The sequence below is a fragment of the Streptomyces griseoloalbus genome (assembly GCA_014650015.1).
Lineage (GTDB): Bacteria > Actinomycetota > Actinomycetes > Streptomycetales > Streptomycetaceae > Streptomyces > Streptomyces griseoloalbus.
In genome coordinates, this window is the sequence record BMUD01000025.1 from 1 (window position 1) to 24,251 (window position 24,251).

Sequence of the window (24,251 nt, forward strand, 5' to 3'; positions counted from 1 at the left end):
CCCTTCGGTCTTGCGTTTCCGACTCTATCAGATCCTTTTCTCGGCCTGACCCCCAGTCAGCGGGGTTTGTCTTTCCGGCCGCTGGGCCGTTCCGACGAGTGAGACTTTAGCGGATTCCCGGCTCCCGAGCTAATCGGGGGCCCTGCGCCCTTTCGGGCGCGGATTCCTCATTTCGCGAATACGCATGCCAATGACATGACGGCAGACAGACGACTGTCGTCGAGCAGTGATGGTACGTGCGGAATGGTTGTCCGGGGACCGACCGGAGTCGGCGCTCACGTCGGACAACTCGGAGAACAGTACGGTTCCGTCCGGGGTGTGTCAACTCGCTGCCTCGAAGCCCACCGGAAGCTAGTCTGGTCCGTATGACGACGCGTACGCACAGCCAGTTCTGGTGGGCCGCCTGACGGCGGCCGTCCTTGCGTATGCGCTCCACGGCCGCCGCCTCGGCGGCCGTTTTTCGTTTCCCTCCAGGACTCCGGGGGCGGCCGGCCGGGGACGGCGGTCTCGACCAGGAGACGGAGGAGAGATGACAAGGGTCTTCAGTGGGGTCAAGCCGACCGGGCATCTGACGCTGGGGAACTACCTGGGAGCCATGCGGCAGTGGGCCGCCGTCGACCAGCACCGGGCGGAGGCGCTGTTCTGTGTCGTCGATCTGCACGCGCTGACCGTGGACCACGATCCGGCGCGGGTACGCAGGCTGAGCCGGCAGGCGGCGACCTTGCTGCTGGCGGCCGGGCTGGATCCCCGGTTGTGCACGGTGTTCGTCCAGAGCCATGTGGACGAGCACGCGCGGCTGTCGTATCTGCTCGAGTGCGTGGCCACGGACGGCGAGATGCGGCGGATGATCCAGTACAAGGAGAAGGCGGCCCGGGAGCAGCGGCGGGGCGGGAGCGTGCGGCTGTCGCTGCTGACGTATCCGGTGCTGATGGCGGCGGACATCCTGGCGTACGGGGCCGACGAAGTGCCGGTCGGGGACGACCAGGCGCAGCACGTGGAGCTGACGCGGGATCTCGCGGTGCGTTTCAACCAGCGGTACGGGCACGCGTTCGTGGTGCCGCGGGCCACGCATCCGACGGTGGCGGCGCGGGTGATGAATCTGCAGGAGCCGCTGGCGAAGATGGGCAAGAGCGACGACACGGGACCGGGGATCGTCTACCTGCTCGACGAGCCGGACGTGGTGCGGAAGAAGGTCATGCGGGCGGTGACCGACAGCGGCCGGGAGGTCGTGTACGACAGGGAGTCCCGGCCGGGGGTGGCGAATCTGCTGGAGATCCTCGCGGCGTGCACGGGTGGGAACCCGGAGGCGTTGGCCGGTGCATACGAGTCGTACGGAGCTTTGAAGGCAGACACGGCGGAGGCTGTGGTGGAGGTCCTGAGGCCCGTACAGGAAAGGCACAAGGAGTTGTGCGCGGATCCCGGCCATGTGGAGGGGGTGCTGCGGGATGGTGCGGAGCGGGCGCGGGGCATGGCGCGGCCGACCGTGGATGCCGCTTATCGGGCGATCGGGTTGCTGCCGGCGAGCTCTGACACCGAGGCGCGCGTGCTGAACGCGGCCGGGTAGGCGCGGGGGCTGGTGGCGAGGCGCGATGCGAAGTGCCGGCGCATCTTGACCTCGCTGCCGAACCCGGCTCTGCGGGCGACCTCGGGCATCGGCATTGTCGGTGCGTTCGAGAAGCCGCTGTGCCGCGGCGATGCGCGGCGCGGGAAGGGGGCACGGGGGCCGAGCTGCTCGGTGACGAAGGGCGTGAACTCGGCGTTCCACGGCTCGCCCGATCTGGAGGCCTGGTTGAACGGGGCGGGGATCTCCCAGCTTGGTGGCCGGTGTCCGGTGCGTGGACCGGACCAACATGTGCGTGGAGACGACGGCCCGGATCAGTCCTTGGTGCCGGAGGCGAGTTCGCGGCTGCGGTCGCGGGCGGCTTCGAGGGCGGCGATGAGGGCGGCCCGTACGCCGTGGTTCTCCAGTTCGCGGATGGCGCTGATGGTGGTGCCCGCGGGTGAGGTGACGTTCTCGCGGAGCTTGACCGGGTGTTCGCCGCTGTCGCGGAGCATGGTGGCGGCGCCGATCGCGGACTGGACGATCAGGTCGTGGGCCTTGTCGCGGGGCAGGCCGAGGAGGATGCCGGCGTCGGTCATGGCTTCGACCAGGTAGAAGAAGTACGCCGGGCCGGAGCCGGAGAGGGCGGTGCAGGCGTCCTGCTGGGACTCGGGGACGCGGAGCGTCTTGCCGACGGCGCCGAAGATCTCCTCGGCGTGGGCGAGGTGGTCGGCGGTGGCGTGGCTGCCGGCGGAGATGACCGACATGGCCTCGTCGACGAGGGCGGGGGTGTTGGTCATGACGCGGACCACGGGGGTGCCCTCGGCGAGGCGGTCCTCGAAGTAGGAGGTCGGGATGCCGGCGGCGCCGCTGACGACCAGGCGGTCGGCGGGGACGTGCGGGGCGAGTTCGTCGAGGAGGGTGCCCATGTCCTGCGGCTTGACCGTGAGGATCAGGGTGTCGGCGGTCTTGGCGGCTTCCTGGTTGGAGACCGGGGTGACGCCGTGGCGGGCGCGGAGTTCCTCGGCTCGTTCCTGGCGGCGGGCGGTGACCAGGAGGTCGGCGGGGGCCCAGCCGGCGCGGATCATTCCGCTGAGCAGGGCTTCGCCGATCTTGCCGGTGCCGAGGACTGCGACTTTCTGCGTCATGGCTGGGGGTGCCCTCCGGGGTGTGCGTCGTCCTGGTTCATCCTCGCACCCGTGGGCGCCGGGGGGCGGGTGGTGTCCGGTGGGCGGGATGGCGGGTCGGCCGGCGTCATGCCGTCCGGCGTCGGAGGGTCGCCGCGCCGAGACCCAGCACCAGCAGGGCGCAGCCGGCGACGATCAGGGCGTCGCGTACGAAGGCGGCGGTCATGTCGGTGTGGGTGAGAACCTCGTTCATGCCGTCGACGGCGTAGGACATGGGGAGGACGTCGGAGATGGTCTCCAGGACGGGGTGCATGGTGTCGCGCGGGGCGAAGAGGCCGCAGAGGAGGAGCTGGGGGAAGATCACCGCCGGCATGAACTGGACCGCCTGGAATTCGGAGGCCGCGAAGGCCGAGACGAAGAGGCCGAGGGCCGTGCCGAGGAGTGCGTCGAGCAGGGCGACCAGGAGGAGCAGCCAGGGGCTGCCGGTGACGTCGAGGTCCAGGACCCAGACGGCGAGGCCGGTGGCGAGGGCCGACTGGATGATCGCGAGGGTGCCGAAGGCGAGGGCGTAGCCCGCGATGAGGTCGCCTTTGCCGAGGGGCAGGGCGAGGAGGCGTTCGAGGGTGCCGGAGGTGCGTTCGCGCAGGGTGGCGATCGAGGTGACCAGGAACATCGTGATCAGCGGGAAGATCCCGAGGAGTGACGCGCCGATGGTGTCGAAGGTGCGCGGGCTGCCGTCGAAGACGTAGCGGAGCAGGAACAGCATCACGCACGGGATGAGGATCATCAGCGCGATGGTGCGCGGGTCGTGGCGGAGCTGGCGCAGGACCCGGGCGGCGGTGGCGGTGGTGCGGGAGAGGCTCGGGGCGCCGGCCGGGGCGGGGGTGATCGTCGCCGGGCGGGGGGTGCTCATCGGGTGGTCTCCTTCGTACGGCCTGCCGTGATCGCCGCGTCCACCAGGTGCAGGAAGGCCGCCTCGACGGTCTCGGAGCCGGTGCGGGCGCGGAGGGCGTCGGGGGTGTCGTCGGCGAGGATCTCGCCCGCGCGCATGAGCAGGAGGCGGTCGCAGCGCTCGGCCTCGTCCATGACGTGGGAGGAGATCAGCAGCGTCGTGCCGCGTTCGGCGGCGAGGGTGTGGAAGAGGTTCCACAGGTCGCGGCGCAGGACCGGGTCGAGGCCGACCGTGGGTTCGTCGAGGACGAGGAGTTCGGGGGTGCCGAGGAGGGCCACGGCGAGGGAGACGCGGCTGCGCTGGCCGCCGGAGAGGTTGCCGGCGAGGGCGTCGGCGTGGGTGGTGAGGTCGACGTCGGCGATGGCCCGGGTGACCTTCTCGTGGCGGCGGTCGGCCGACGCGCGGCCGGGGTCGAGGATCGCGGCGAAGTAGTCGAGGTTCTGGCGGACGGTCAGGTCGTCGTAGACCGAGGGGGCCTGGGTGACGTAGCCGATGCGGGTGCGCAGGGCGGGGTGGCCGGCGGGCCGGCCGAGGACGTCGAGGGTGCCGGTGACCTTGGCCTGGGTGCCGACGACGGCCCGCATCAGGGTCGACTTTCCGCAGCCGGAGGGGCCGAGGAGGCCGGTGATCCGGCCGCCCGGGACGGTGAAGTCGAGGCCCCTCAGGACGGTGCGGGGGCCTCGGACGACGGTGAGGTCCTGGGCGTGGACTGCCGGTTCCTCCGGTGGCCGGGAGGAATAATTCATCATGCGATGAATACTCCTCCCGGGCCCGGCGGCACGTCAAGCAGTCGAGGTCGACGGTGTGCTCGCCAGGAGGAGGACGACGTCGTAGGTCTTCTCGACGATTCCGTCCGGGAAGAGGGCCAGGAGGTGCTGCCGCTCCTCGGCGAGGTAGGCCGCGGTGCGTTCCTCGCCCTGGGTCAGGAAGACGGAACGGCTGCCGAGGTTGGCCAGGTGCGTGGCGAGCGGCACGCGGCGGCTTCAGCGGATCTGGCGGCGGACGAGGTCGAGGCGGCCCGTGGGGTCGGCGACGCGGGCGTTGACGTTGCGTTTCTCGGCGGAGAGGTCCAGTCCGAAGTGCCGGTCGCCGCGTTCCGCCGCCTGCGCGATCCAGGGCACGTCCAGCGCGTCGGTGTTCCACCACAGCGCCGGCGTTCCGCCCGGCCGCAGGACCCGGAGCACCTCCGGGACAGCCTTCGCGGGGTCGGTCCAGTGCCAGGCCTGGGCGTAGGTGAGGAGGTCGGCGCAGTGGCCGGCCGGCGGGAGGGCGTCGCCGTCGCCCCGGACGATCGGCACGTCGGGGAGGGTGCGGCGGAACTCGGCCGCCATGCCGTCCCCGGGCTCGACGGCGATCACCTCGGCGCCGCGCGCGTGCGGACGGGCGGTCGCCATGCCCGTACCGGCGCCGACGTCCACCACCCGGGAGCCGGCGAGGGGACGGCCGGTCAGCTCCTCGATCGTGTCGAAGAGGGCGGGCGGGTACGAGGGGCGGCCGGCGGCGTACTGGGCGGCGGCGGCGTTGAAGGAGTGGACGCGCAGGGTGTGCGCGATCCGGTCGGCGGACGGGGTGGCCCTCGGTGTGGCCATACGGTCGTGCCGCGCAGGGGGCTGCCGTGCCGCGCAGGGGGCTTTGGGTGGAGGGCGCTCGCGTCAGGAGCGGCGGCGCTTCTTCGACGGGTTGCCGGAGCGGCGGGTGGTGCGCTTCTCGTACTGCTCGCGCGCGGTCTCGTACTCCGCGCGGTGGAGCTTCTCGCCCGGGGCCTCGGTGAGGGAGCGGAAGAAGTAGGCGACGAGGCAGCCGACGAAGCCGATGGCCAGGAGGCCGCGGAGGGAGGCCTGGCGGGCGGGGTCGGGGCGGGTGGTGAAGGCGGACCAGGTGTGCCGGAAGGCCAGGGCGCTGCAGATCGCGAACATCACGACCATCAGGAGGGTGACGAAGCTGCCGATCTCGGCGATCCGAAGGCCCTGATAGGCGATGCGCAGGACGAAGCAGGAGGCGGCCGCGGCGGCGAGGGAGCCGAGGGCGACGCCGACGCGGCGGGCGGTGTAGCCGCCGGAGTGGTCGACCCATGTGGTGCCGAAGAAGCGGATGGGCTCGGGCCGGGGGCCCACGGGGGTCCCGGGGGTCGCCGGGGAGCCCGCGGTGCTGTCCGGGGTGCCGTTCTCTGCGCTCACGCGTCGATTATGGCTCCGGGCGTACCGCGGGCTCCGGGTGGGATCGGGCTCGGCGCGAGGCGCCGGACCGGAACCTCGGACGGGCGACGTGCCGTACGGGCGCGTCCCCGTGGTGCCGCAGCCGGTCAGAGGCAGCGGGAGGCCACGTAACCGTCGCGGCCGGTGTACACGTACGCGTCCGCGGCGTACTCGCCGTTGCTGACGTTGTCCCAGATGTTCGACGTGCCGTACGGGCCCGTCACCGTGGTGCCCGGTGTCTGGCAGTAGATCGGGACGCGGGCGCCCTCGGCCAGGACCCGCACGATGTTGTACTGCGTACCGGGACCACTGCGGACGTTCAGGCGGACGCCCGGCGCGACCGGGTAGTAGCGGACGGCCGTGGACTCCGCGGTCGTGACGGCTTCCTGTGTGCCGGGCTCGACCTCTTCGACCCGCTCGGCCGGTCCGACCTCTTCGACGCGGTCAACAGACATGCAGAACTCCCCCCGTTGGACCCCATGACTGCGATGGGGTCACGTTCATTCCCCTGCGTCACGTGATGAAACACGAGTTCACGACTCGCACGCGGAGGCTAGCAAGCCGCCTCGGTCCCGTACGAGTCATCGACTAGGCTCCGTGGGTCGCGCGCGCGGACGAACAGCACGGGGGTGGTCCCATGGCGCCACAGCAGGACGCCGGAGCGGGCGCGGAAGCGGAACTTCCAGAATATGCCGGGCACTACCGACTGGAGTCGCAGCTCGGCTCCGGTGGGATGGGCGTGGTGCACCTGGCCCGCAGCACCTCCGGGCTGAAGCTCGCGGTGAAGGTCGTACACGCGGAGTTCGCGCGGGATCCCGAGTTCAGGGGCCGCTTCCGGCAGGAGGTGGCAGCGGCGCGAAAGGTCAGCGGTGCGTTCACCGCCCCCGTCGTCGACGCCGATCCGGAGGCCGGACGGCCCTGGATGGCCACCCTTTTCATCCCCGGACCGACGCTCGCCGACCAGGTGAAACGGAATGGCCCGATGCCCCCCGCGCAACTCCGTCGGCTGATGGCCGGACTGGCGGAGGCGCTGCGTGACATCCACCGGGTCGGGGTGGTGCACCGGGATCTGAAGCCGAGCAACGTGCTGCTCGCCGACGACGGGCCGAAGGTCATCGACTTCGGCATCTCCCGGCCGAAGGACAGCGAACTGCGGACCGAGACCGGCAAGTTGATCGGTACGCCGCCCTTCATGGCACCCGAGCAGTTCCGGCGCCCGCGCGAGGTGGGTCCGGCCGCGGACATCTTCGCGCTGGGATCCGTACTGGTGCACGCGGCGACCGGGCGCGGACCGTTCGACTCCGACAGCCCGTACGTCGTCGCCTACCAGGTGGTGCACGACGAACCCGATCTGACCGGCATCCCCGAGGAGCTGGCGGAGCTCGTGCGGCGCTGCCTCGCCAAGGAGCCCGAGGACCGGCCGACGCCGGACGAGTTGATGAGCGGCCTGCGGTCGGTGGCGGCCTCGTACGACACCCAGGCGTTCATACCGAGGCAGCGGACGGCCGAGGTGGTGGACGCGGTGGCGTCCTTCGGCCGCGAGCCCGAACAGCCGTCGTCACCGCCGTCGTCACCGCCATCGTCACCGCCATCGTCACCGCCATCGTCACCTGCGTCCGGGCGACGAAGCCGTCCGGGTAGACGCGCCGTGCTGGTGGGCGGCGCGGTGCTCGTGGCCGTCCTCTCCGGGGTCGTCGCCGCGCTTCAGCACACCGGACCGGTGACGGATGCGCCCGGCCGGCCCTCCCCCCGCACCGCACCGGCGTTCGACGGCTGGGCGGCGGAGCCGGTGTCCACGAGCGGCGGCGTACCGCACTGTGCGCACGGCGCGGGCGCGTTGCTCTGTGCGCAGCGCGGGGTGGTCTTCGCCCTGGACCCGTCCGACGGCGACCTCCTGTGGCGGCGGCCCGCCTCGGACCCTGCGGCCGACCGGCCTCCGGCTGTCTCCGGCGGGCATGTGCTGCCGTACCCGAGCGGCGGTCCGCTGCTCAAGGCGCTGGATCCCCTGTCGGGCCGGGACGTCTGGCAGCGGGACATGCCCGCGGGCGGTTCGGTCCTGGACGCGGGCGACATGCTGTTGCTGACCGGTGCGGACGGCACGGTCACCGGTGTGGACGGCGCCTCGGGCACGTCGGAATGGAGCCGCGGGTTTCCGGGGCACGGCAGCGCGTCCCTCGACTCGTTCGGCGAGGCGCGGTCGGCCTATGCGACGAGCCGTTCGTCCGACGGGAAGCGCACCCGGGTCACCGCGGTCGACCCGGGAACGGGCGAGGTGCGGTGGGATGTGCGGCTGGGCGGGGCGCTGAAGCCCGTCGGCGTCCATGCGGGAGCCGTGTACTTCCTCGCCAACGACCCGTTGAGCGAGGACACGGTCGCCCTCGTCCGCTACACCCCCGGCTCCGGCGCGTCGACGCGGGTCCCGTTGTCCGTTCCGCGCCAGGACGTCCGGGCCACCGTGCGCGGTGACGTCGTCCACCTGCTGGCCCAGGGCGGCGCGCTGGAGGCCGTCGACATGACGAAGCGGAAGCGGGTGTGGCACCTGGAGACCGGCATCGTCCGGGGTTCCGCCCCGGTCTCCGACGGCCGTCATGTGTACGTCACCGCCCCCGACGGCCGGCTGCTCGCCGTGGACGCCTCGACGGGACGGCTGCTCGGGCAGACGCCGCCCCGGCTGGGACAGGCCGGCCGGGTCGTCGCCGCGCTGCCCCAGCCGGTGCTCGCGGGCGGACACGTCTACGCCTGCGCGCCGGACGGGACCGTGTTCGCCGTGGACGGGCGGGACCCGGCGGGCTGGTAGCGCGAAGGGCCGCCCCCGCGCGACGCGGAGGCGGCCCTTCGACGGCCGGGCGGGCCTCAGCCCAGCTTCGTCACGTCGCGCACCGCGCCCTTGTCCGCGCTGGTGGCCATCGCCGCGTACGCCTTCAGGGCGGCCGACACCTTGCGGTCGCGGTTCTTCGGGGCGTACACGCCGTTGAGGGCCTGCTCGCGGCGGGTGAGCTCGGCGTCGTCCACGAGCAGCTCGATGGAGCGGTTCGGGATGTCGATCCGGATGCGGTCGCCGTCCTCGACCAGGGCGATGGTGCCGCCCGAGGCCGCCTCCGGGGAGGCGTGACCGATGGACAGGCCGGACGTGCCGCCGGAGAAGCGGCCGTCGGTGATCAGGGCGCAGGCCTTTCCGAGGCCGCGGCTCTTCAGGTACGAGGTCGGGTAGAGCATCTCCTGCATGCCGGGGCCGCCCTTGGGGCCCTCGTAGCGGATGACGACGACGTCGCCCTCCTTGACCTGCTGGGTGAGGATCTTCTCGACGGCCTCGTCCTGCGACTCGCAGACGACCGCCGGGCCCTCGAAGGTCCAGATGGACTCGTCGACGCCGGCCGTCTTGACGACGCAGCCGTCGACGGCGAGGTTGCCGCGCAGCACGGCCAGACCGCCGTCCTTGGAGTAGGCGTGTTCGGCGGAGCGGATGCAGCCGCCCTCGGCGTCCTCGTCCAGGGAGTCCCAGCGCTCGGACTGGGAGAAGGCCTCCGCCGAGCGGACGCAGCCGGGGGCCGCGTGCCACAGCTCCACCGCCTCCGGGGAGGGGGAGCCGCCGCGGATGTCCCAGGTCTTCAGCCAGTCCGCCAGGGACGGGCTGTGGACCGAGTGGACGTCCTCGTTGAGCAGTCCCGCGCGGTGCAGCTCGCCGAGCAGGGCGGGGATGCCTCCCGCGCGGTGCACGTCCTCCATGTAGTACGTGCGGTCCTTGCCGACGTTGGGGGCCACCTTCGCCAGGCAGGGCACCCGGCGCGAGAGGGCGTCCATCTCGGCGAGGCCGAAGGGGACCTCCGCCTCCTGGGCGGCGGCCAGCAGGTGCAGGATCGTGTTGGTCGAGCCGCCCATGGCGATGTCGAGGGCCATGGCGTTCTCGAAGGCCGCGGCGGTGGCGATGCTGCGGGGCAGGACCGTGTCGTCGTCCTGCTCGTAGTAGCGGCGGGTGAGGTCCATGACCGTACGCGCGGCGTTCTCGTAGAGCGCCTTGCGGGCGGTGTGGGTGGCCAGGACCGAGCCGTTGCCGGGCAGGGAGAGGCCGATGGCCTCGGTGAGGCAGTTCATCGAGTTGGCGGTGAACATGCCGGAGCAGGAACCGCAGGTCGGACAGGCGTTCTCCTCGATGCGGAGGACGTCCGCGTCGGAGACCTTGTCGTTGGCCGCCTCGACCATGGCGTCGACCAGGTCCAGGGTGCGGACCGTGCCGTCGACCAGGGTGGCGCGGCCGGACTCCATGGGGCCGCCCGAGACGAAGACCGTGGGGATGTTCAGCCGCAGGGCGGCGTTGAGCATGCCCGGGGTGATCTTGTCGCAGTTGGAGATGCAGATCAGGGCGTCCGCGCGGTGCGCCTCGACCATGTACTCCACGCTGTCCGCGATCAGGTCGCGGGAGGGCAGGCTGTAGAGCATGCCGCCGTGGCCCATCGCGATGCCGTCGTCGACGGCGATCGTGTTGAACTCGCGCGGGATGCCGCCGGCCGCGGTCACCGCCTCGCTGACGATCCGGCCGACCGGGGCGAGGTGGGTGTGGCCGGGGACGAACTCCGTGAAGCTGTTGGCGACCGCGATGATCGGCTTGCGGCCGATGTCCGCACCCGGTACACCGGAGGCGCGCATAAGGGCGCGGGCGCCCGCCATGTTGCGGCCGTGGGTGACTGTGCGGGACCTCAGCTCGGGCATCGTCGCTCGCTCCTTCAGACCTCAGGGAGTGTCGGTCAGAGAGTTCTGACTGGATCGAGCGTACGCCGGTCATCCAGAGGGCGGGACGGGGTGTCCGGATTTCGGGACGGATGTCTCGGTGCAGGGTCCGGTGAGGGATCGGTGCAGGGTCCGGTGAGGGAAGGGTCAGGGTCCGGTCCGGCAAGGGTCAGGGCCCAGTGCGGGAAGGGTCAGGGTCCAGTCCGGGAAGGGTCAGGGTCCAGTCCGGCAAGGGTCAGAGCCCGGTCCGGGAAGGGTCAGGGTCCGGTGAGGTGTCCCTGCACCACCGGCGCCACCCGCCTGATGATCTGCTCGGGATCCGCCGAGGCCAGCGGCTCCACCCTGATCACGTAACGGATCATCGCCATCCCGACCAGCTGGGCGGCGGCGAGCTCGGCGCGCAGCTCCGCGTCCGGCGAGTCGATCTGCCCGGCGATCCGACGCAGCAGCTGGCTGGCGACCAGGCGGCGGAAGACACCGGCCGCGGTCTCGTTGTTCACGGCGGAGCGGACGATCGCGAGCAGCGGGGCCCGGGTGACCGGGTTCTCCCAGAGTCCGATGATCATGCGGGTCATCCGCTCGCCCACCTCGTCGAGCGGGGCGTCGAGAACCGTGTCCCGCGCGGCGAGCACCGGTGCGAAGGCGCCTTCGACGGCGGCCTCGAACACCTGCTCCTTGGTGCCGAAGTAGTGGTGCACCAGGGCGGAGTCCACCCCGGCCGACTTGGCGATTCCCCGGACGGAGGTCTTCTCGTATCCCCGCGCGGAGAACTCCTCGCGGGCCGCTCCGAGGATGCGGTCACGGGTGCCGGCGGATTCCGTACGGGGCGGGCGGCCGCGGCGCCGGGCTGTGCCGTCGCCCGGCGCGGAGGCGTCCGGGCCGTCGCTCGCGGTGACGCCGGTCACCGCCGCCGCACCCGCACCGCGGAGGAGGCCAGATGCAGGCGGGTGAACGCCAGGGCCTCGGCCAGATCGGCCTCGCGCTCCGCGCCGGACATGGCGCGGCGGGTGTTGACCTCGATCACGACATGACCGTCGAAGCCGCTCAGCGCGAGGCGCTCCAGTACCTCCGCGCAGGGCTGGTCGCCGCGGCCCGGCACGAGGTGCTCGTCCTTGGCCGAGCCCCGGCCGTCGGCGAGGTGGACATGGCCGAGGCGGTCGCCCATGCGGTCGATCATCTGCAGGGCGTCGGTGCGGGCGGTCGAGGCGTGGCTGAGGTCGATCGTGAAGTGGCGGTAGTCCTCTTTGGTGACGTCCCAGTCGGGGGCGTACGCGAGCATCTCGCGGTCGCGATACCGCCAGGGGTACATGTTCTCCACGGCGAAGCGCACATCCGTCTCGTTCGCCATCCGCCAGATGCCGTCCACGAAGTCGCGCGCGTACTGCCGCTGCCAGCGGAAGGGGGGATGGACGACGACCGTGCCGGCGCCGAGCTTCTCCGCGGCGGCCTGCGCCCGCTGGAGCTTGGTCCAGGGGTCGGTGGACCACACGCGCTGCGTGATGAGCAGACACGGGGCGTGCACGGCGAGGATGGGGATCTGGTGGTAGTCGCTGAGTCTGCGCAGCGCCTCGATGTCCTGACTGACCGGGTCGGTCCACACCATGACCTCGACGCCGTCGTACCCGAGGCGCGCGGCGATCTCGAAGGCCGTCGCCGTCGACTCCGGATAGACGGAGGCCGTAGACAGCGCGACCTTCGCATCCGGGACGCGCACCGCTGGTTCTGCCACGAGGGACAGCGTACGGCGTGCCTCCGGCGGGCGGCCCGCGGACGACCGGCTTCGGCCAGGACCACTCCTCGCCCCGGAAACCGCATGTCCGCAGCACAACGCCCGCGAGGACGCGCCCCGCGCCGCACCGTCCGGGCGGCCCCGTGTGATCGAGCTAACCGGTTCAGGGGATCCGCGGTACCTCGCCGGGGGGGGTTCCCGCGCGGGACCGCGGGCGCGAACGCGGGCGCCCGCGCGGGGCTACGCCGGTCCCATGTGGTCCAGGCGGCGCAGGATCACGCCCTCCCTGAGGGCCCAGGGGCAGATCTCCAGGCGTTCGACGCCGAACAGGTCCATCGCGCCCTCCGCGACCAGGGCCCCGGCGAGCAGCTGGCCCGCGCGGGCCTCGGAGACGCCGGGCAGTTCGGTGCGCTCGGCGGCGGTCATGGCGGCGAGCCTGGGCACCCAGGCCTCCAGGGACTCCCGTTTCAGCTCGCGCTGGACGTACAGGCCGTCGGCGGAGCGGGCGGCGCCCGCGATGCGGGCGAGCTGCTTGAAGGTCTTGGAGGTGGCCACCACGTGGTCGGGCGCGCCGAAGCGGCTGAACTCCCCGACCGTACGGGCTATCTCGGTGCGCACGTGCCGGCGCAGCGCGCGGACCTCGTCCGTCTCGGGCGGGTCGCCGGGCAGCCAGCCGGCGGTGAGACGGCCGGCGCCCAGCGGCAGGGACACCGCGGCGTCGGGCTCCTCGTCCAGGCCGTAGGCGATCTCCAGGGAGCCGCCGCCGATGTCGATCGCGAGCAGTTTCCCGGCCGACCAGCCGAACCAGCGGCGGGCGGCGAGAAAGGTGAGCCGGGCCTCCTCCGCGCCGCTGAGGACCTGCAGCTCGACCCCGGTCTCCTCGCGCACGCGCGCGAGGACGTCATCGGCGTTGCGCGCCTCGCGCACCGCGGACGTCGCGAACGGCAGCAGCTCCTCGACCCCTTTGTCCTCGGCGGCCCGGAGCGCCTCGTGGACGACCGCGATCAACCTGTCCACCCCGCCGGAGTCGATGGCTCCGCCGGCGTCGAGGAGCTGGGCGAGGCGCAGTTCCGCCTTGTGCGAGTGGGCGGGCAGCGGGCGCGCGCCGGGATGCGCGTCCACCACCAGCAGGTGCACCGTGTTCGAACCCACGTCGAGGACACCGAGTCTCATGTACGGAACGCTACTGCCCGCAGCGCGGTGCGATACCCCGTCCGCGGTGGCGGAGCCGGTCCCGCCCGGGGCGTGGGCGACTTACCCTGGACGTGTGCCAAAGACGAAAAAGGCGAAGGACGAAAAGCCGGACAAGAAGGCTAAGAAGGACAAGAAGGCCGGACTGGCCGAGGGTTCTTCGCGGGTGACAGCACCGCAGCAACCGGGGAAGGCGCCGGTGGACGACGAGAAGGGGCTCGACTTCGCCCGCGCGTGGGTGGAGTTTCCCGATCCGGCGGACGACGAGCAGGTCTTCCGCTGCGACCTGACATGGCTGACCTCTCGCTGGAACTGCATCTTCGGCAGCGGCTGCCAAGGCATCCAGGCGGGCCGCGCGGACGACGGCTGCTGCACCCTGGGAGCCCACTTCTCGGACGAGGACGACGAGAAGCGGGTGGCCGAGCATGTGGCGAGGCTCACGCCGGACATCTGGCAGCACCACGCGGAGGGCACCCGTAACGGCTGGATCTCCGAGGACGAGGACGGCGACCGTCAGACCCGCCCGTTCCAGGGCTCGTGCATCTTCCAGAACCGGCCGGGTTTCGCGGGCGGCATGGGCTGCTCGCTGCACATCCTCGCCCTCAAGGAGGGCCGCGAGCCGCTGGAGACCAAGCCGGACGTGTGCTGGCAGCTGCCGGTCCGGCGGACCTACGACTGGATCGACCGGCCCGACGACACACGCGTGCTGCAGGTGTCGATCGGTGAGTACGACCGGCGCGGCTGGGGTCCGGGCGGCCACGACCTGCACTGGTGGTGCACCTCGGCCACCTCGGCGCACGGCGCCGGGGACCCGGTGTACGTCTCCTACCGCGCGGAGCTGACCGAGCTGATGGGCAAGGCCGGCTACGACCGTCTGGTCGAGCTGTGCGAGGAACGGCTGGCCTCACAGCTGCCGCTGCTGGCACCGCATCCGGCGGATCCCGCCTGACCCGGCCCGGCCGCGGTCTACGACGCGGCCGGGCTCGGGGCGCCGCCGCCGGCGGGCGAGGACGAGTCCTGCGGGCCGGTCCCCACCTGCTCGGAGGGCGTCGGGCCGGTGGGCGTCGGACCGCCGGTCGAGGGCTCCGGGCCGGGCGAGGACGGCGGATCGCCGGGCGTGGGCCCCGGGGGCGCCGGTGTCGTGGGCGTCGGATCCGGGTCGGACGGCGACGGAGGAGGACCGCTCGGGGTGCCCGGGTGCGGGGTGCCCGGACTGCCGGGGTGACCGGTGGACGGGCCGCCGCCCGGGACGGAGGGGCCGGGGGCCGTGCCGTAACCGTCGATGGTCACGACGGAACCGGCGGGCGAGACCGCCACGGTCGCGCTCCAGCGACCGGACGGCTCGCGCAACTGGTCGACGTACACCCGGATCGTCACCGACTCGCCGGGGGCGAGCGTGCCCGCGGACCGGCTGAGATACAGCCAGCCGTCTCCCGTCGACGCGGACCAGCGGACCGGCGCGTGACCCGTCGCGGTCAGCGTGATCAGCGTGGTGTCACCCCTGTGGTCGGCCGTGACGGCCATCGCGGCGGCGCCCTTGCGGCCGGCTCCGGCGACACCGACGACCTCCACGGACACATCCGCGCGGCCGTCCTCGTCGAAGCGGGAGCCGGGCCGGGTGCCGGCGTTGCCGGTGTTCTCGTAGCCGCCGCCCGCCCCCACGCCGTCGAGGTCGACGGTTGCGCCGTCCTCCCGCGCGGAGGCCGAGCGGCCGTCCTGGGCCTCGCCCACGGGGGTGGCGCGGTAGGCCGCCCACAGCGCGAGCACCGGCGCGGCGATGACGGTGGCGACGACCGTCGTCGTGACGGCACGCGCGCGCAGACGGTCCCGCCGCGCGACGCGGTCCTTGGGGTCCACCGGGAAACCACGCCGGTCGAAGCGTGGCGCGGCGCCGCGGGCGGGGGGATGGTGCGCCATGGCGGCGCGCAGGGCCGCGCCGGGCGCCGGGAGGAGGGGCAGGGCGTCCGGCGTGACGCTGGTGCCTGGCCAGCGTCCGGGGATGGCCCGCTCGGCGGTACGGCGGCAGCGCGGGCAGTCGTCGACGTGCCGGACGAGCTCACGGCGCAGGGTCGTGCTGAGCACCAGCCGGTGGTCGCCGGTGAGATGCGCCACGCCCGTACAGGCACCGGTCTCCACGACGGCGAGCGCCGCGCGGGTGCGTTCCACCTCACAGGCCGCGGCCGCGAGCAGCTCACGCGCGGCGGCCGGCTCCATGCCGAGCACGGCGGCGACCTCCGAAGGGGTCAGATGGTGGCGCACGGCGAGTTCGAGGGCCTCGCGCTGCTCCGGGGTGGTGCCGGCGGCCTCGGGCCAGGCCAGCAGCGCCAGTTCGCGCCGGCGCCGCTCCTGGACCTCCTCGGAGACGGCCGGGGCGGTGGCGGTCCGTGCCGTGCGCTGCCGGTCGGCGCGGCCCACGGCGTGGGTGGCCTGACGTTTCTGCCTGGCCTCGGCCAGCTTGCGCAGACACGCCCAGCGGGCCAGCGCGTACAGCCAGGCACGGCGGTCCCCGGGCTCGTCGGGGACGTGCCGGCCGCGGCGTTCCGCGAGGGTCAGGACGTCGGCCAGGGCGGCGGTCGCCGCGTCGTGGTCGCACAGCACGGACAGGCAGTAGGTGAACAGGCCGTCCAGATACGGCTCGTAACGGGTGGCCGGCCGCTGTGCCAGCGTGCGCGCGGCCCCGCGGTCGCGCACCTCCCGGTGCGCCCGGCGTGCTCCGGTCATACGGGTCGAGGTCTGCGGGCCACTGCTCATCATTCGGCGACCGTAGGCGGCCCGGGGCGGCCCCTTCCGGAGCCCTGGGCAGTTTTAATCCGTACGGGTGAAACGATCCCTCAATCGGGGACAGGAACCTTTCGGCGCCCGTGAGCGGCCCTGATGCCGGGACTGCCGCCCGCGGCCCGCTTCGGCCCGGACGGCCCCGTCCCCGAGCGCCGGACGGGCCTGATGCGCCCGGCCCGGTGCGACGGGCGAGGGCGTGGCGGAGCCGTTGTCGGACCGTACCGCTACCTTTTGCGCATGGCTGCCCGTACCAAGACCACCAAGGACCGCCCGTCCTACCGCTGCACCGAGTGCGGCTGGCAGACGGCCAAGTGGCTCGGCCGCTGCCCCGAGTGCCAGGCCTGGGGGACGGTCGAGGAGTACGGCGCGCCCGCGGTCCGTACGACGGCACCCGGGCGGGTCACCACCTCCGCCCTGCCCATCGGCCAGGTCGACGGCCGCCAGGCCACCGCCCGCTCCACCGGGGTGCCCGAGCTGGACCGGGTGCTCGGCGGCGGACTGGTGCCCGGCGCGGTGGTGCTGGTCGCGGGCGAGCCGGGCGTGGGCAAGTCCACGCTGCTGCTCGACGTGGCCGCCAAGTCGGCCAGCGAGGAGCACCGCACGCTCTACGTCACCGGGGAGGAGTCGGCGAGTCAGGTCCGGCTGCGCGCCGACCGCATCCACGCCATCGACGACCACCTGTACCTCGCCGCCGAGACGGATCTGTCCGCCGTGCTCGGCCACTTGGACGCGGTCAAGCCGTCCCTTCTGATCATGGACTCGGTGCAGACGGTGGCGTCCCCGGAGATCGACGGTGCCCCGGGCGGCATGGCCCAGGTCCGCGAGGTGGCCGGCGCGCTGATCCGGGCGTCCAAGGAGCGCGGGATGTCGACCCTCCTCGTGGGCCATGTCACCAAGGACGGCGCGATCGCCGGGCCGCGCCTGCTGGAGCACCTGGTGGACGTGGTCCTGCACTTCGAGGGCGACCGGCACGCCCGCCTGCGTCTGGTGCGCGGCGTCAAGAACCGCTACGGCACGACGGACGAGGTCGGCTGCTTCGAACTGCACGACGAGGGCATCATCGGCCTCGCCGACCCCAGCGGGCTGTTCCTGACCCGCCGCGCCGAGCCGGTGCCGGGGACCTGTCTGACGGTGACCCTGGAGGGCCGCCGCCCCCTGGTCGCCGAAGTGCAGGCGCTCACGGTCGACTCGCAGATCCCCTCCCCCCGGCGCACCACCTCCGGTCTGGAGACGTCGCGCGTCTCGATGATGCTGGCGGTGCTGGAACAGCGCGGCCGCATCAGCGCTTTGGGTAAACGGGACATTTACTCCGCGACGGTCGGCGGGGTGAAGCTGTCCGAACCGGCCGCGGACCTGGCCGTCGCGCTCGCGCTGGCCTCGGCGGCGAGCGATACGCCGCTGCCCAAGAACCTGGTCGCGATCGGCGAGGTCGGCCTCGCCGGCGAGGTGAGACGGGTCACGGGCGTGCAGCGCAGGCTCGCCGAGGCGCACCGCCTGGGCTTCACACACGCGCTGGTACCGGGCGATCCGGGCAAGGTCCCGGCGGGCATGAAGGTCCTGGAAGTGGCGGACATAGGCGACGCGCTGCGGGTCCTTCCGCGCTCCCGTCGCCGAGAGGCCCCACGGGAGGAGGAGGACCGCCGGTAGACTTTGCCCAGGTCTCGCCCGTCCGTACGAACCGCGGGGGCCCCAGAACCTGCGACCGGAGGAGTGCAGTGGCAGCCAACGACCGGGCAGGAGCTCCCGGAAAGTCCGGTGGGAGTGCCGGTTCCGATGGCCTGATGCGCGCCTCGCTGAGCGCCGTGGCACCCGGCACCGCCCTGCGTGACGGCCTGGAGCGCGTGCTCCGCGGCAACACCGGCGGCCTCATCGTGCTCGGTTCCGACAAGACCGTCGAGGCGCTGTGCAGCGGCGGCTTCGTGCTGGACGTCGAGTTCACCGCGACCCGGCTGCGGGAGCTGTGCAAGCTGGACGGCGGCATCGTGCTGTCGTCCGACCTGTCCAAGATCCTGCGCGCGGGCGTCCAGCTGGTGCCGGACCCGACCATCCCCACCGAGGAGACCGGCACCCGGCACCGCACCGCCGACCGGGTCTCCAAGCAGGTCGGCTTCCCGGTCGTCTCGGTCTCCCAGTCGATGCGCCTGATCGCCCTCTACGTCGACGGCAACCGCCGGGTCCTGGAGGACTCGGCGGCGATCCTGTCCCGCGCCAACCAGGCACTCGCCACGCTGGAGCGCTACAAGCTCCGCCTCGACGAGGTCGCGGGCACGCTGTCGGCGCTGGAGATCGAGGACCTGGTGACCGTCCGGGACGTCTCGGCGGTCGCACAGCGGCTGGAGATGGTACGCCGCATCGCCACCGAAATCGCCGAATACGTGGTCGAACTGGGCACCGACGGCCGTCTCCTCGCCCTCCAGCTGGACGAGTTGATCGCGGGCGTGGAACCGGAACGCGAGCTGGTCGTCCGGGACTACGTCCCCGAGCCCACCGCCAAGCGTTCCCGCACGGTGGACGAGGCCCTGCACGAGCTGGACGCGCTCACCCACGCGGAGCTGCTGGAGCTGCCGACCGTGGCCCGCGCCCTCGGCTACACGGGCTCCCCGGAGACCCTGGACTCGGCGGTGTCCCCGCGCGGGTTCCGGCTGCTGGCCAAGGTGCCGAGGCTGCCGGGCGCGATCATCGACCGTCTGGTGGACCATTTCGGCGGACTGCAGAAGCTGCTCGCCGCCAGCGTGGACGATCTGCAGACCGTGGACGGCGTCGGCGAGGCGCGGGCCCGCAGCGTCCGCGAGGGCCTGTCACGGCTGGCGGAGAGCTCGATCCTCGAACGGTACGTCTGAGACCCGACCGGCCGCCGGGCCCGGACCGGCCGGGACCGGGGCCGGTTCCGCGTCCGGCTCCGGCTCAGTCCCGCTCCAGCACGAAGGACGTCTGCACCTTCGCGAACCCCGGAGCCTTCGCCTCCACCAGGTAGGTCCCCGCACCGGCCGACCCCGCACCGGGCGTCGCGCACTGCGGCGCGCTCGGCTTGCGGTCCCACTTCGCGGTGTAGGTGATGCTGTCCTCGGCAGGTACCCGGAACATCAGGCTCCGTGCACCCTTCGGGCAGTCCTTCGACGCCCAGTACACGTCGTCGCTGTCGGCCTGAGTGATCGTCAACACCGCGCTGCCCGGGCCGAGATCGACCTTGCAGTCACTGCCGGAGATGTTCCGCGCGGTGAGCAGGAACGTGGGTGTCTGCCCGGGCTCGTAGGTGTTGCGGGCACTGCGCAGGCTGAACTTGACCGCGTCCGCGGTGCAGTTGGGCAGTGCGGACCCGGATCCGGCAGGCAGCGCGTCACCCGCGCCGACCCCTGCCGACGTACCGCCCTCGGAGCCGCCGCCCGCGCCGCCCCCGGCACCGCCCGATCCGCCCGATCCGCCGGCGCCGCCGGTGTCCGCCGGGTCGCCGTTGGCCCCGTCGTCACCCGCCCCGGAACCCGCCCCGGACGACGGTCCGTCGGAACCGCCCGATCCGCCGTCCTCCGACTCGTCCCGCCCACCCGGCGCCTGACTGATCGCCGGTCCCGAACTCGACGGTCCCGGGGTGATGGACGGCGCGGGATTCTTGCCGTTGGCCCCGTTCTCACCGTCGTTGCCGCCCCCGCCGCCCGAGACGACCACCCAGGTGATCAACAACGCCAACAGGGCCAGCACAGACAGCAGTACGGCCCTCCGTCGCCAGTAGATGGTGGAGGGAAGCGGCCCGACCGGATTGCGCAGAGATCCCACGGCGCAAACTGTACGAGAGATCGGAGCGTTCGCTTGTCCCACCCGCCGCTCCGAGCCACAACTTTTCCGGATCATCATCCCGGAAACCGCCCCGCCACCCCTGTCTTTCGTCAGGTACGGCACACGACGATCGCAGGGTGTGACCGTTCCGGCGCCTCGCCTACGGTCCGTGACCATGGACTTCGTGGACAGCGGGCTCTACCGCGACATCACCGACTACGCGCACGACACCCCGACGTGGATACAGCACACGGCCGAGATCGGGACGGAGGCCGGACTGCTGGTCTTCGTCGCGCTGTTCGTGGCCGGCTGGTGGCGGGCACGGCGCGCCGACACCCGCGCGTTCGCGATCGCGGTCCTTGCACCTCTGGCCACGGCTGTGGCGTATGTGTGCAGTGAGGTACTCAAGTCCGGGGTGACGGAGGAACGGCCGTGCCGTGCGGTCGCCGGCGCGGCCCCGTCCCTCGCGGAGTGTCCACCGCACGGCGACTGGTCGTTCCCGAGCAACCACGCCACGATCGCGGGCGCCTCGGCCCTCGCCCTGGTCCTGGTCCGGCGTGCGCTCGTCCGGCTGACCGCCCCGCTGGCCCTGCTGACGGCCTTCTCCCGGGTGTTCGTCGGCGTGCACTACCCGCACGACGTGGCGGCGGGGCTGCTGCTCGGCGCGGTCCTCGCCTTCGCCGTCGTACGACTGGGCACGCGCCCGGCGACGCGGCTCGCGACGGCACTGCGCGCCTCCTCGGCGCCCGCCGTGCGGTGGCTCACCGGACCGGGACCGGAACCCGTCGCCGGGCGGCCCGTACCGCCGTACGCCACGCTCCGGCGCCGTTGACCGCCGTGCCCACGCACCGGCGCCGAGGACCGCCTTACGCCACGCACCGGCGCCGTCGAGCGGGCTCAGGTCGCCACCAGGCCCGCCTCATGGGCGACGATCGCCGCCTGTACGCGATTGCGCACGCCGAGCCGGTCGAGGACCGCACTGACGTACGCCTTCACGGTGCCCTCGACGAGATGCAGCCGGGCGGCGATCTCCGGGTTGGACAGCCCGGCCCCGACCAGGGAGAGCACCTCGCGTTCGCGCGGGCTCAGCACCGCCACGCGCGCGTGCGCCGCCGCCTCCCGGGCGAGCCGCCCGCCGCCGTCGGCTCCGCCCAGGCCCTCGATGACGTACCGGGCCACCTTGGGCGACAGGAAGGCCGCGCCGCCCGCCACCGCCCTTACACCCGCGATGAGTTCGTACGGGTCACCGGACTTGAGCAGGAAGCCGGTGGCGCCGCCGCCGAGGGCGCGGGCCACGTAGGCGCGTTCGGAGAAGGTGGTGAGCATGGCCACGGCCGTACCGGGGACGGTGCGGACGATCTCCTCGGCCGCCGCGAGCCCGTCCAGACGGGGCATGCGGATGTCGAGCAGCGCCACATCGGGGCGGTGCGCCTGTGCCAGCCCGACGGCCTCGCGCCCGTCGCCCGCCTCGGCGACGACCTCCGTCGCCCCACTGCTCCCCAGGATGGCGCGCACCCCGGCGCGCACCATCGCCTCGTCGTCGGCCAGCAGGACCCTGATCACGGTGCGAACTCCTCCTCTTCGTCCCGCCCTTCGCCGGACAGGCCGACGCGCGGGATCACATCCTTGGCGGCCAGGCGGTCCTCGTCGTCGAAGCAGAGCCGGAAGTGGTCGACGGAGACGAAGAGCTCACCGCTCGCGCGGTAGTAGCGGCAGCCGGTGCCCTCGGGCGACGCGGGCGCGCGCTCCGACGGCGGGTCCCGGACGTCCCGGTCCGGCAGCACCCGCGCGACCTCGCCGGCCGGCGTGCCCAGGCGCAGTCCCGCGTACGCGGCGGGCTCCAGCACCGAGTGCGTCTCGGTGTACGCGTACCAGCCGAGGCCCGAACCGACCAGGACCACCCCCGCGCAGGCGGCGGCGCCGAGACCGGCGGCGACCCGGCGGCGGGCGTGGGTGAAGGGCGCGGACGGCGTGTCCGGCGGCCGGGCGGCCGCTGCCTCCCGGGCCGGGACGTACGCCCGGACCCGGTACCCGTCGGCGTGCGGGCCCGCCTCGAAAGTACCGCCGACCGCGGTGACGGCGGCCCGCAGCCCGAGCAGGCCGGAACCGCCTCCGGGGGGCGGGGAACTCCGCACGGCGGGCCGTCCGTTGGTGACGGTGACGGTCGCTCCCCGTTGGTCGTCCCCCGTCACCGCCACGACGACGGGTGCGCCCGGTGCGTGCCGCGCCGCGTTGGTCAGCGCCTCCCTGGTCACCCGGTGCAGCAGCCGCCCGGCGACCCCGCCGGGTTCCACGGTCGCGTTCCGACCGGGCTCCCAGCGCACCGGCAGCCCCGACTCGGCGGCGCGGGCGACGAGTTGTGCGACGTTCTCGCCGGCCGGGGCGAGCGGCACGGACTCGTCGTCGTCCTCCCGCAGGACGCCGATGATGCGGTGCAGCCGGTCCGTGGCGTCGGCCGCCGCCGCGCGCAGGTCGGCCGCGGCGGCCCGGTGGTGGCCCGGGAGGTCGGGGGCGACCTGGAGGGCGCCCGCGCGCAGGGCGATCAGGCTCAGCTCGTGGCCCAGCGAGTCGTGCATGTCCTGGGCGATCCTGGCCCGCTCGCGCAGCCGGGCGCGTTCCTCGGTGAGCCGCTGTTCCTCCTCCAGGCGGGCCGCCCGCAGCCAGCCCGCCGCGGTGAGCTCGCGGCTCTGCCGCCAGTAGCGTCCGCCGAGCCAGGGCAGGACACAGCCGAAGAGGAGGGTGCCGGTCAGCACCAGCCACTCGGGGGCCGGGTCGACGCCGGCGACCGCGATCCGCGCGGTGCCGGCACAGCCGACGGCGGCGAAGCACAGCGCCGCCGGGACGGTGCGGTCCGCCCGCAACCCGAGCAGCAGCGCGAACACGCCGAGCGCCGGGCCGTAGGACACGCTGAACAGCGCCGGGGTGGCGGCGAGGCTCAGTGCGGCAGTCAGCCCGAAGGCCGCCAGGGGCTGCCGCCGGGACACGGCCGTGGCGGCGGCGAGCAGCCCCACTCCGGCCGCCTGCTGCCAGAGGGCCCGCGGCTCGTTCAGCCCGAGCCGGTCCGCGGTGAGCGCCGGCCCGGCGAGGGCCGCCCAGAGCAGGCAGCCCCTGCCGAGCGCGGCGAGGCGAGCACGTTCCATGCCCTCGACGCTACAAGCGGACGTCCGGGCGGCACTGCTGCCGATCGTCAGGTGCCCGTCATCCCCCGGGATGCTTCCTGTTCCCCCGTCCTCCGCCGTGGCGGTCCCCCCGCAGGCGGGGCCCGGCGTGGCAGGATCGACGGGTCATGACTGCTCCCACGAAGCCCCCGTACGGCAACGCCGCCGATTCCGCGTCCGAGCGTGCTCCCGGTGAGCCGCTGCACTCCCCCGTCATCGACTGGTTCGACGAGCACGCCCGGGACCTGCCGTGGCGGCGCCCGGAAGCCGGTGCGTGGGGGGTGATGGTCAGTGAGTTCATGCTCCAGCAGACCCCGGTGAACCGGGTGCTGCCCGTCTACGAGCAGTGGCTGGCCCGCTGGCCGCGCCCCGCCGACCTCGCCGCGGAGGCGCCCGGTGAGGCCGTCCGCGCCTGGGGCCGGCTCGGCTACCCGCGCCGCGCGCTCCGTCTGCACGGCGCCGCCGTCGCCATAACGGAGCGGCACGGCGGCGACGTACCGGCCGACCACGCCCAGCTGCTGGCGCTGCCCGGCATCGGCGAGTACACGGCGGCGGCCGTGGCGTCGTTCGCGTACGGGCAGCGGCACGCGGTGCTGGACACCAATGTCCGCCGGGTGTTCGCCCGCGCGGTCACCGGCGTGCAGTACCCGCCGAACGCCACCACCGCCGCCGAACGGCGGCTCGCCCGTGCGCTGCTGCCCGAGGACACGTCGACCGCCGCGCGGTGGGCCGCCGCCTCCATGGAGCTGGGTGCGCTGGTGTGCACGGCGAAGAACGAGTCGTGCCACCGCTGTCCGATCGCCGCGCAGTGTGCCTGGCGGCTGGCGGGCAAGCCGGCCCACGAGGGTCCGCCGCGCCGCGGCCAGACCTACGCGGGCACGGACCGTCAGGTCCGCGGGCGGCTGCTGGCCGTACTGCGGGAGGCGCACGGGCCGGTGCCGCAGACCGCGCTGGACCGGGTGTGGCACGAACCGGTGCAGCGCGCCCGCGCCCTGGACGGTCTGGTGGCCGACGGGCTGGTGGAACCGCTGCCCGGCGGCCTGTACCGGCTGCCGCTGACCTGACGCACGGCCGGCCCCACGCTC

20 protein-coding genes and 2 pseudogenes are annotated in these 24,251 nt (G+C 73.1%); 7 read left to right on the top strand and 15 right to left on the bottom strand.

What is annotated here, in order from left to right; genetic code table 11:
• The first annotated feature begins 529 nt into the window (after positions 1-529).
• The gene (gene trpS / locus IE178_RS28940; RefSeq protein WP_193514354.1) at positions 530-1,564 is read left to right on the top strand and encodes a tryptophan--tRNA ligase; all 1,035 of its coding nucleotides are present in this window, start codon (positions 530-532) and stop codon (positions 1,562-1,564) included.
• Here the strand turns inward: trpS and IE178_RS36325 are convergent.
• The 7 genes and pseudogenes from IE178_RS36325 to IE178_RS28970 form a co-directional block, all read right to left on the bottom strand.
• A pseudogene (locus IE178_RS36325) lies at positions 1,495-1,699 on the bottom strand (helix-turn-helix domain-containing protein); the annotation flags it as partial. The gene trpS and the pseudogene IE178_RS36325 sit on opposite strands and share 70 nt — an antisense overlap.
• A gap of 176 nt (positions 1,700-1,875) precedes the next feature.
• A complete protein-coding gene (proC, locus tag IE178_RS28945) occupies positions 1,876-2,688 on the bottom strand; it encodes a pyrroline-5-carboxylate reductase (RefSeq protein ID WP_184766596.1) in 813 nt (270 codons plus the stop codon).
• Between the two features lie 106 nt (positions 2,689-2,794).
• Positions 2,795-3,580: an ABC transporter permease gene (locus IE178_RS28950; protein ID WP_193514355.1), complete on the bottom strand. Its 786-nt coding sequence runs from the start codon at positions 3,578-3,580 to the stop codon at positions 2,795-2,797.
• A complete protein-coding gene (locus tag IE178_RS28955; RefSeq protein WP_184766598.1) occupies positions 3,577-4,368 on the bottom strand; it encodes an ABC transporter ATP-binding protein in 792 nt (263 codons plus the stop codon). Before IE178_RS28955 ends, IE178_RS28950 begins: the two co-directional genes overlap by 4 nt.
• 33 nt (positions 4,369-4,401) lie before the next feature.
• Positions 4,402-5,208, bottom strand: a pseudogene (locus IE178_RS28960) (class I SAM-dependent methyltransferase).
• Positions 5,209-5,271: 63 nt separating this feature from the next.
• A complete protein-coding gene (locus IE178_RS28965) occupies positions 5,272-5,796 on the bottom strand; it encodes an EamA/RhaT family transporter (protein WP_193514356.1) in 525 nt (174 codons plus the stop codon).
• A gap of 125 nt (positions 5,797-5,921) precedes the next feature.
• Complete coding sequence (locus IE178_RS28970) at positions 5,922-6,269, bottom strand: SH3 domain-containing protein (protein ID WP_184766601.1); 348 nt, start codon at positions 6,267-6,269, stop codon at positions 5,922-5,924.
• Positions 6,270-6,451: 182 nt separating this feature from the next.
• Here IE178_RS28970 and IE178_RS28975 point away from each other — a divergent pair, with 182 nt between their 5' ends.
• Positions 6,452-8,611 (top strand): serine/threonine-protein kinase, encoded by a 2,160-nt coding sequence (locus IE178_RS28975; protein ID WP_193514357.1) that lies wholly within the window; start codon positions 6,452-6,454, stop codon positions 8,609-8,611.
• Between the two features lie 56 nt (positions 8,612-8,667).
• Here the strand turns inward: IE178_RS28975 and ilvD are convergent, their stop codons facing one another.
• From ilvD to IE178_RS28995, 4 genes are all read right to left on the bottom strand, one after another.
• Positions 8,668-10,521, bottom strand: coding sequence for a dihydroxy-acid dehydratase (ilvD, locus tag IE178_RS28980; RefSeq protein WP_193514358.1), 1,854 nt, complete (start codon positions 10,519-10,521; stop codon positions 8,668-8,670).
• A 275-nt stretch (positions 10,522-10,796) separates the two neighbouring features.
• The gene (locus IE178_RS28985) at positions 10,797-11,444 is read right to left on the bottom strand and encodes a TetR/AcrR family transcriptional regulator (RefSeq protein WP_193514359.1); all 648 of its coding nucleotides are present in this window, start codon (positions 11,442-11,444) and stop codon (positions 10,797-10,799) included.
• The gene (locus IE178_RS28990; RefSeq protein ID WP_184766605.1) at positions 11,441-12,268 is read right to left on the bottom strand and encodes a sugar phosphate isomerase/epimerase family protein; all 828 of its coding nucleotides are present in this window, start codon (positions 12,266-12,268) and stop codon (positions 11,441-11,443) included. The genes IE178_RS28985 and IE178_RS28990 overlap by 4 nt, the downstream gene beginning before the upstream one ends.
• A 240-nt stretch (positions 12,269-12,508) precedes the next feature.
• A complete protein-coding gene (locus tag IE178_RS28995) occupies positions 12,509-13,441 on the bottom strand; it encodes a Ppx/GppA family phosphatase (protein ID WP_184766606.1) in 933 nt (310 codons plus the stop codon).
• A gap of 94 nt (positions 13,442-13,535) precedes the next feature.
• On the opposite strand from IE178_RS28995, the gene IE178_RS29000 reads away from it, so the two are divergent.
• Positions 13,536-14,408: a DUF3109 family protein gene (locus IE178_RS29000; protein WP_193514360.1), complete on the top strand. Its 873-nt coding sequence runs from the start codon at positions 13,536-13,538 to the stop codon at positions 14,406-14,408.
• Between the two features lie 17 nt (positions 14,409-14,425).
• On the opposite strand, the gene IE178_RS29005 is transcribed toward IE178_RS29000, so the two are convergent.
• Entirely contained in the window at positions 14,426-16,213 is a 1,788-nt protein-coding gene (locus IE178_RS29005) for a BACON domain-containing protein (protein WP_193514361.1), read from the bottom strand.
• A gap of 261 nt (positions 16,214-16,474) precedes the next feature.
• Here IE178_RS29005 and radA point away from each other — a divergent pair, with 261 nt between their 5' ends.
• The gene (gene radA, locus IE178_RS29010) at positions 16,475-17,884 is read left to right on the top strand and encodes a DNA repair protein RadA (RefSeq protein WP_184766609.1); all 1,410 of its coding nucleotides are present in this window, start codon (positions 16,475-16,477) and stop codon (positions 17,882-17,884) included.
• A gap of 68 nt (positions 17,885-17,952) precedes the next feature.
• Complete coding sequence (gene disA, locus IE178_RS29015) at positions 17,953-19,077, top strand: DNA integrity scanning diadenylate cyclase DisA (RefSeq protein ID WP_184766610.1); 1,125 nt, start codon at positions 17,953-17,955, stop codon at positions 19,075-19,077.
• 64 nt (positions 19,078-19,141) lie between these two features.
• Here disA and IE178_RS29020 read toward each other — a convergent pair whose 3' ends face one another.
• Positions 19,142-20,008 carry a hypothetical protein gene (locus IE178_RS29020; protein ID WP_193514362.1) on the bottom strand — a complete coding sequence of 289 codons (867 nt, stop codon included), beginning with the start codon at positions 20,006-20,008 and terminating at the stop codon, positions 19,142-19,144.
• Positions 20,009-20,183: 175 nt separating this feature from the next.
• Between IE178_RS29020 and IE178_RS29025 the strand changes: the two genes are divergently transcribed.
• Complete coding sequence (locus tag IE178_RS29025; protein ID WP_193514363.1) at positions 20,184-20,840, top strand: phosphatase PAP2 family protein; 657 nt, start codon at positions 20,184-20,186, stop codon at positions 20,838-20,840.
• A gap of 65 nt (positions 20,841-20,905) precedes the next feature.
• Here IE178_RS29025 and IE178_RS29030 read toward each other — a convergent pair whose 3' ends face one another.
• Together IE178_RS29030 and IE178_RS29035 are read right to left on the bottom strand one after the other, a co-directional pair.
• Positions 20,906-21,571, bottom strand: a complete 666-nt coding sequence (locus tag IE178_RS29030; RefSeq protein ID WP_193514364.1) for a response regulator transcription factor — start codon at positions 21,569-21,571, stop codon at positions 20,906-20,908.
• Positions 21,568-23,148 (bottom strand): sensor histidine kinase, encoded by a 1,581-nt coding sequence (locus tag IE178_RS29035; RefSeq protein WP_193514365.1) that lies wholly within the window; start codon positions 23,146-23,148, stop codon positions 21,568-21,570. The genes IE178_RS29030 and IE178_RS29035 overlap by 4 nt, the downstream gene beginning before the upstream one ends.
• A 146-nt stretch (positions 23,149-23,294) precedes the next feature.
• Between IE178_RS29035 and IE178_RS29040 the strand changes: the two genes are divergently transcribed.
• Positions 23,295-24,230 carry an HhH-GPD family protein gene (locus IE178_RS29040; protein WP_184766615.1) on the top strand — a complete coding sequence of 312 codons (936 nt, stop codon included), beginning with the start codon at positions 23,295-23,297 and terminating at the stop codon, positions 24,228-24,230.
• The last annotated feature ends 21 nt before the right edge of the window (positions 24,231-24,251 follow it).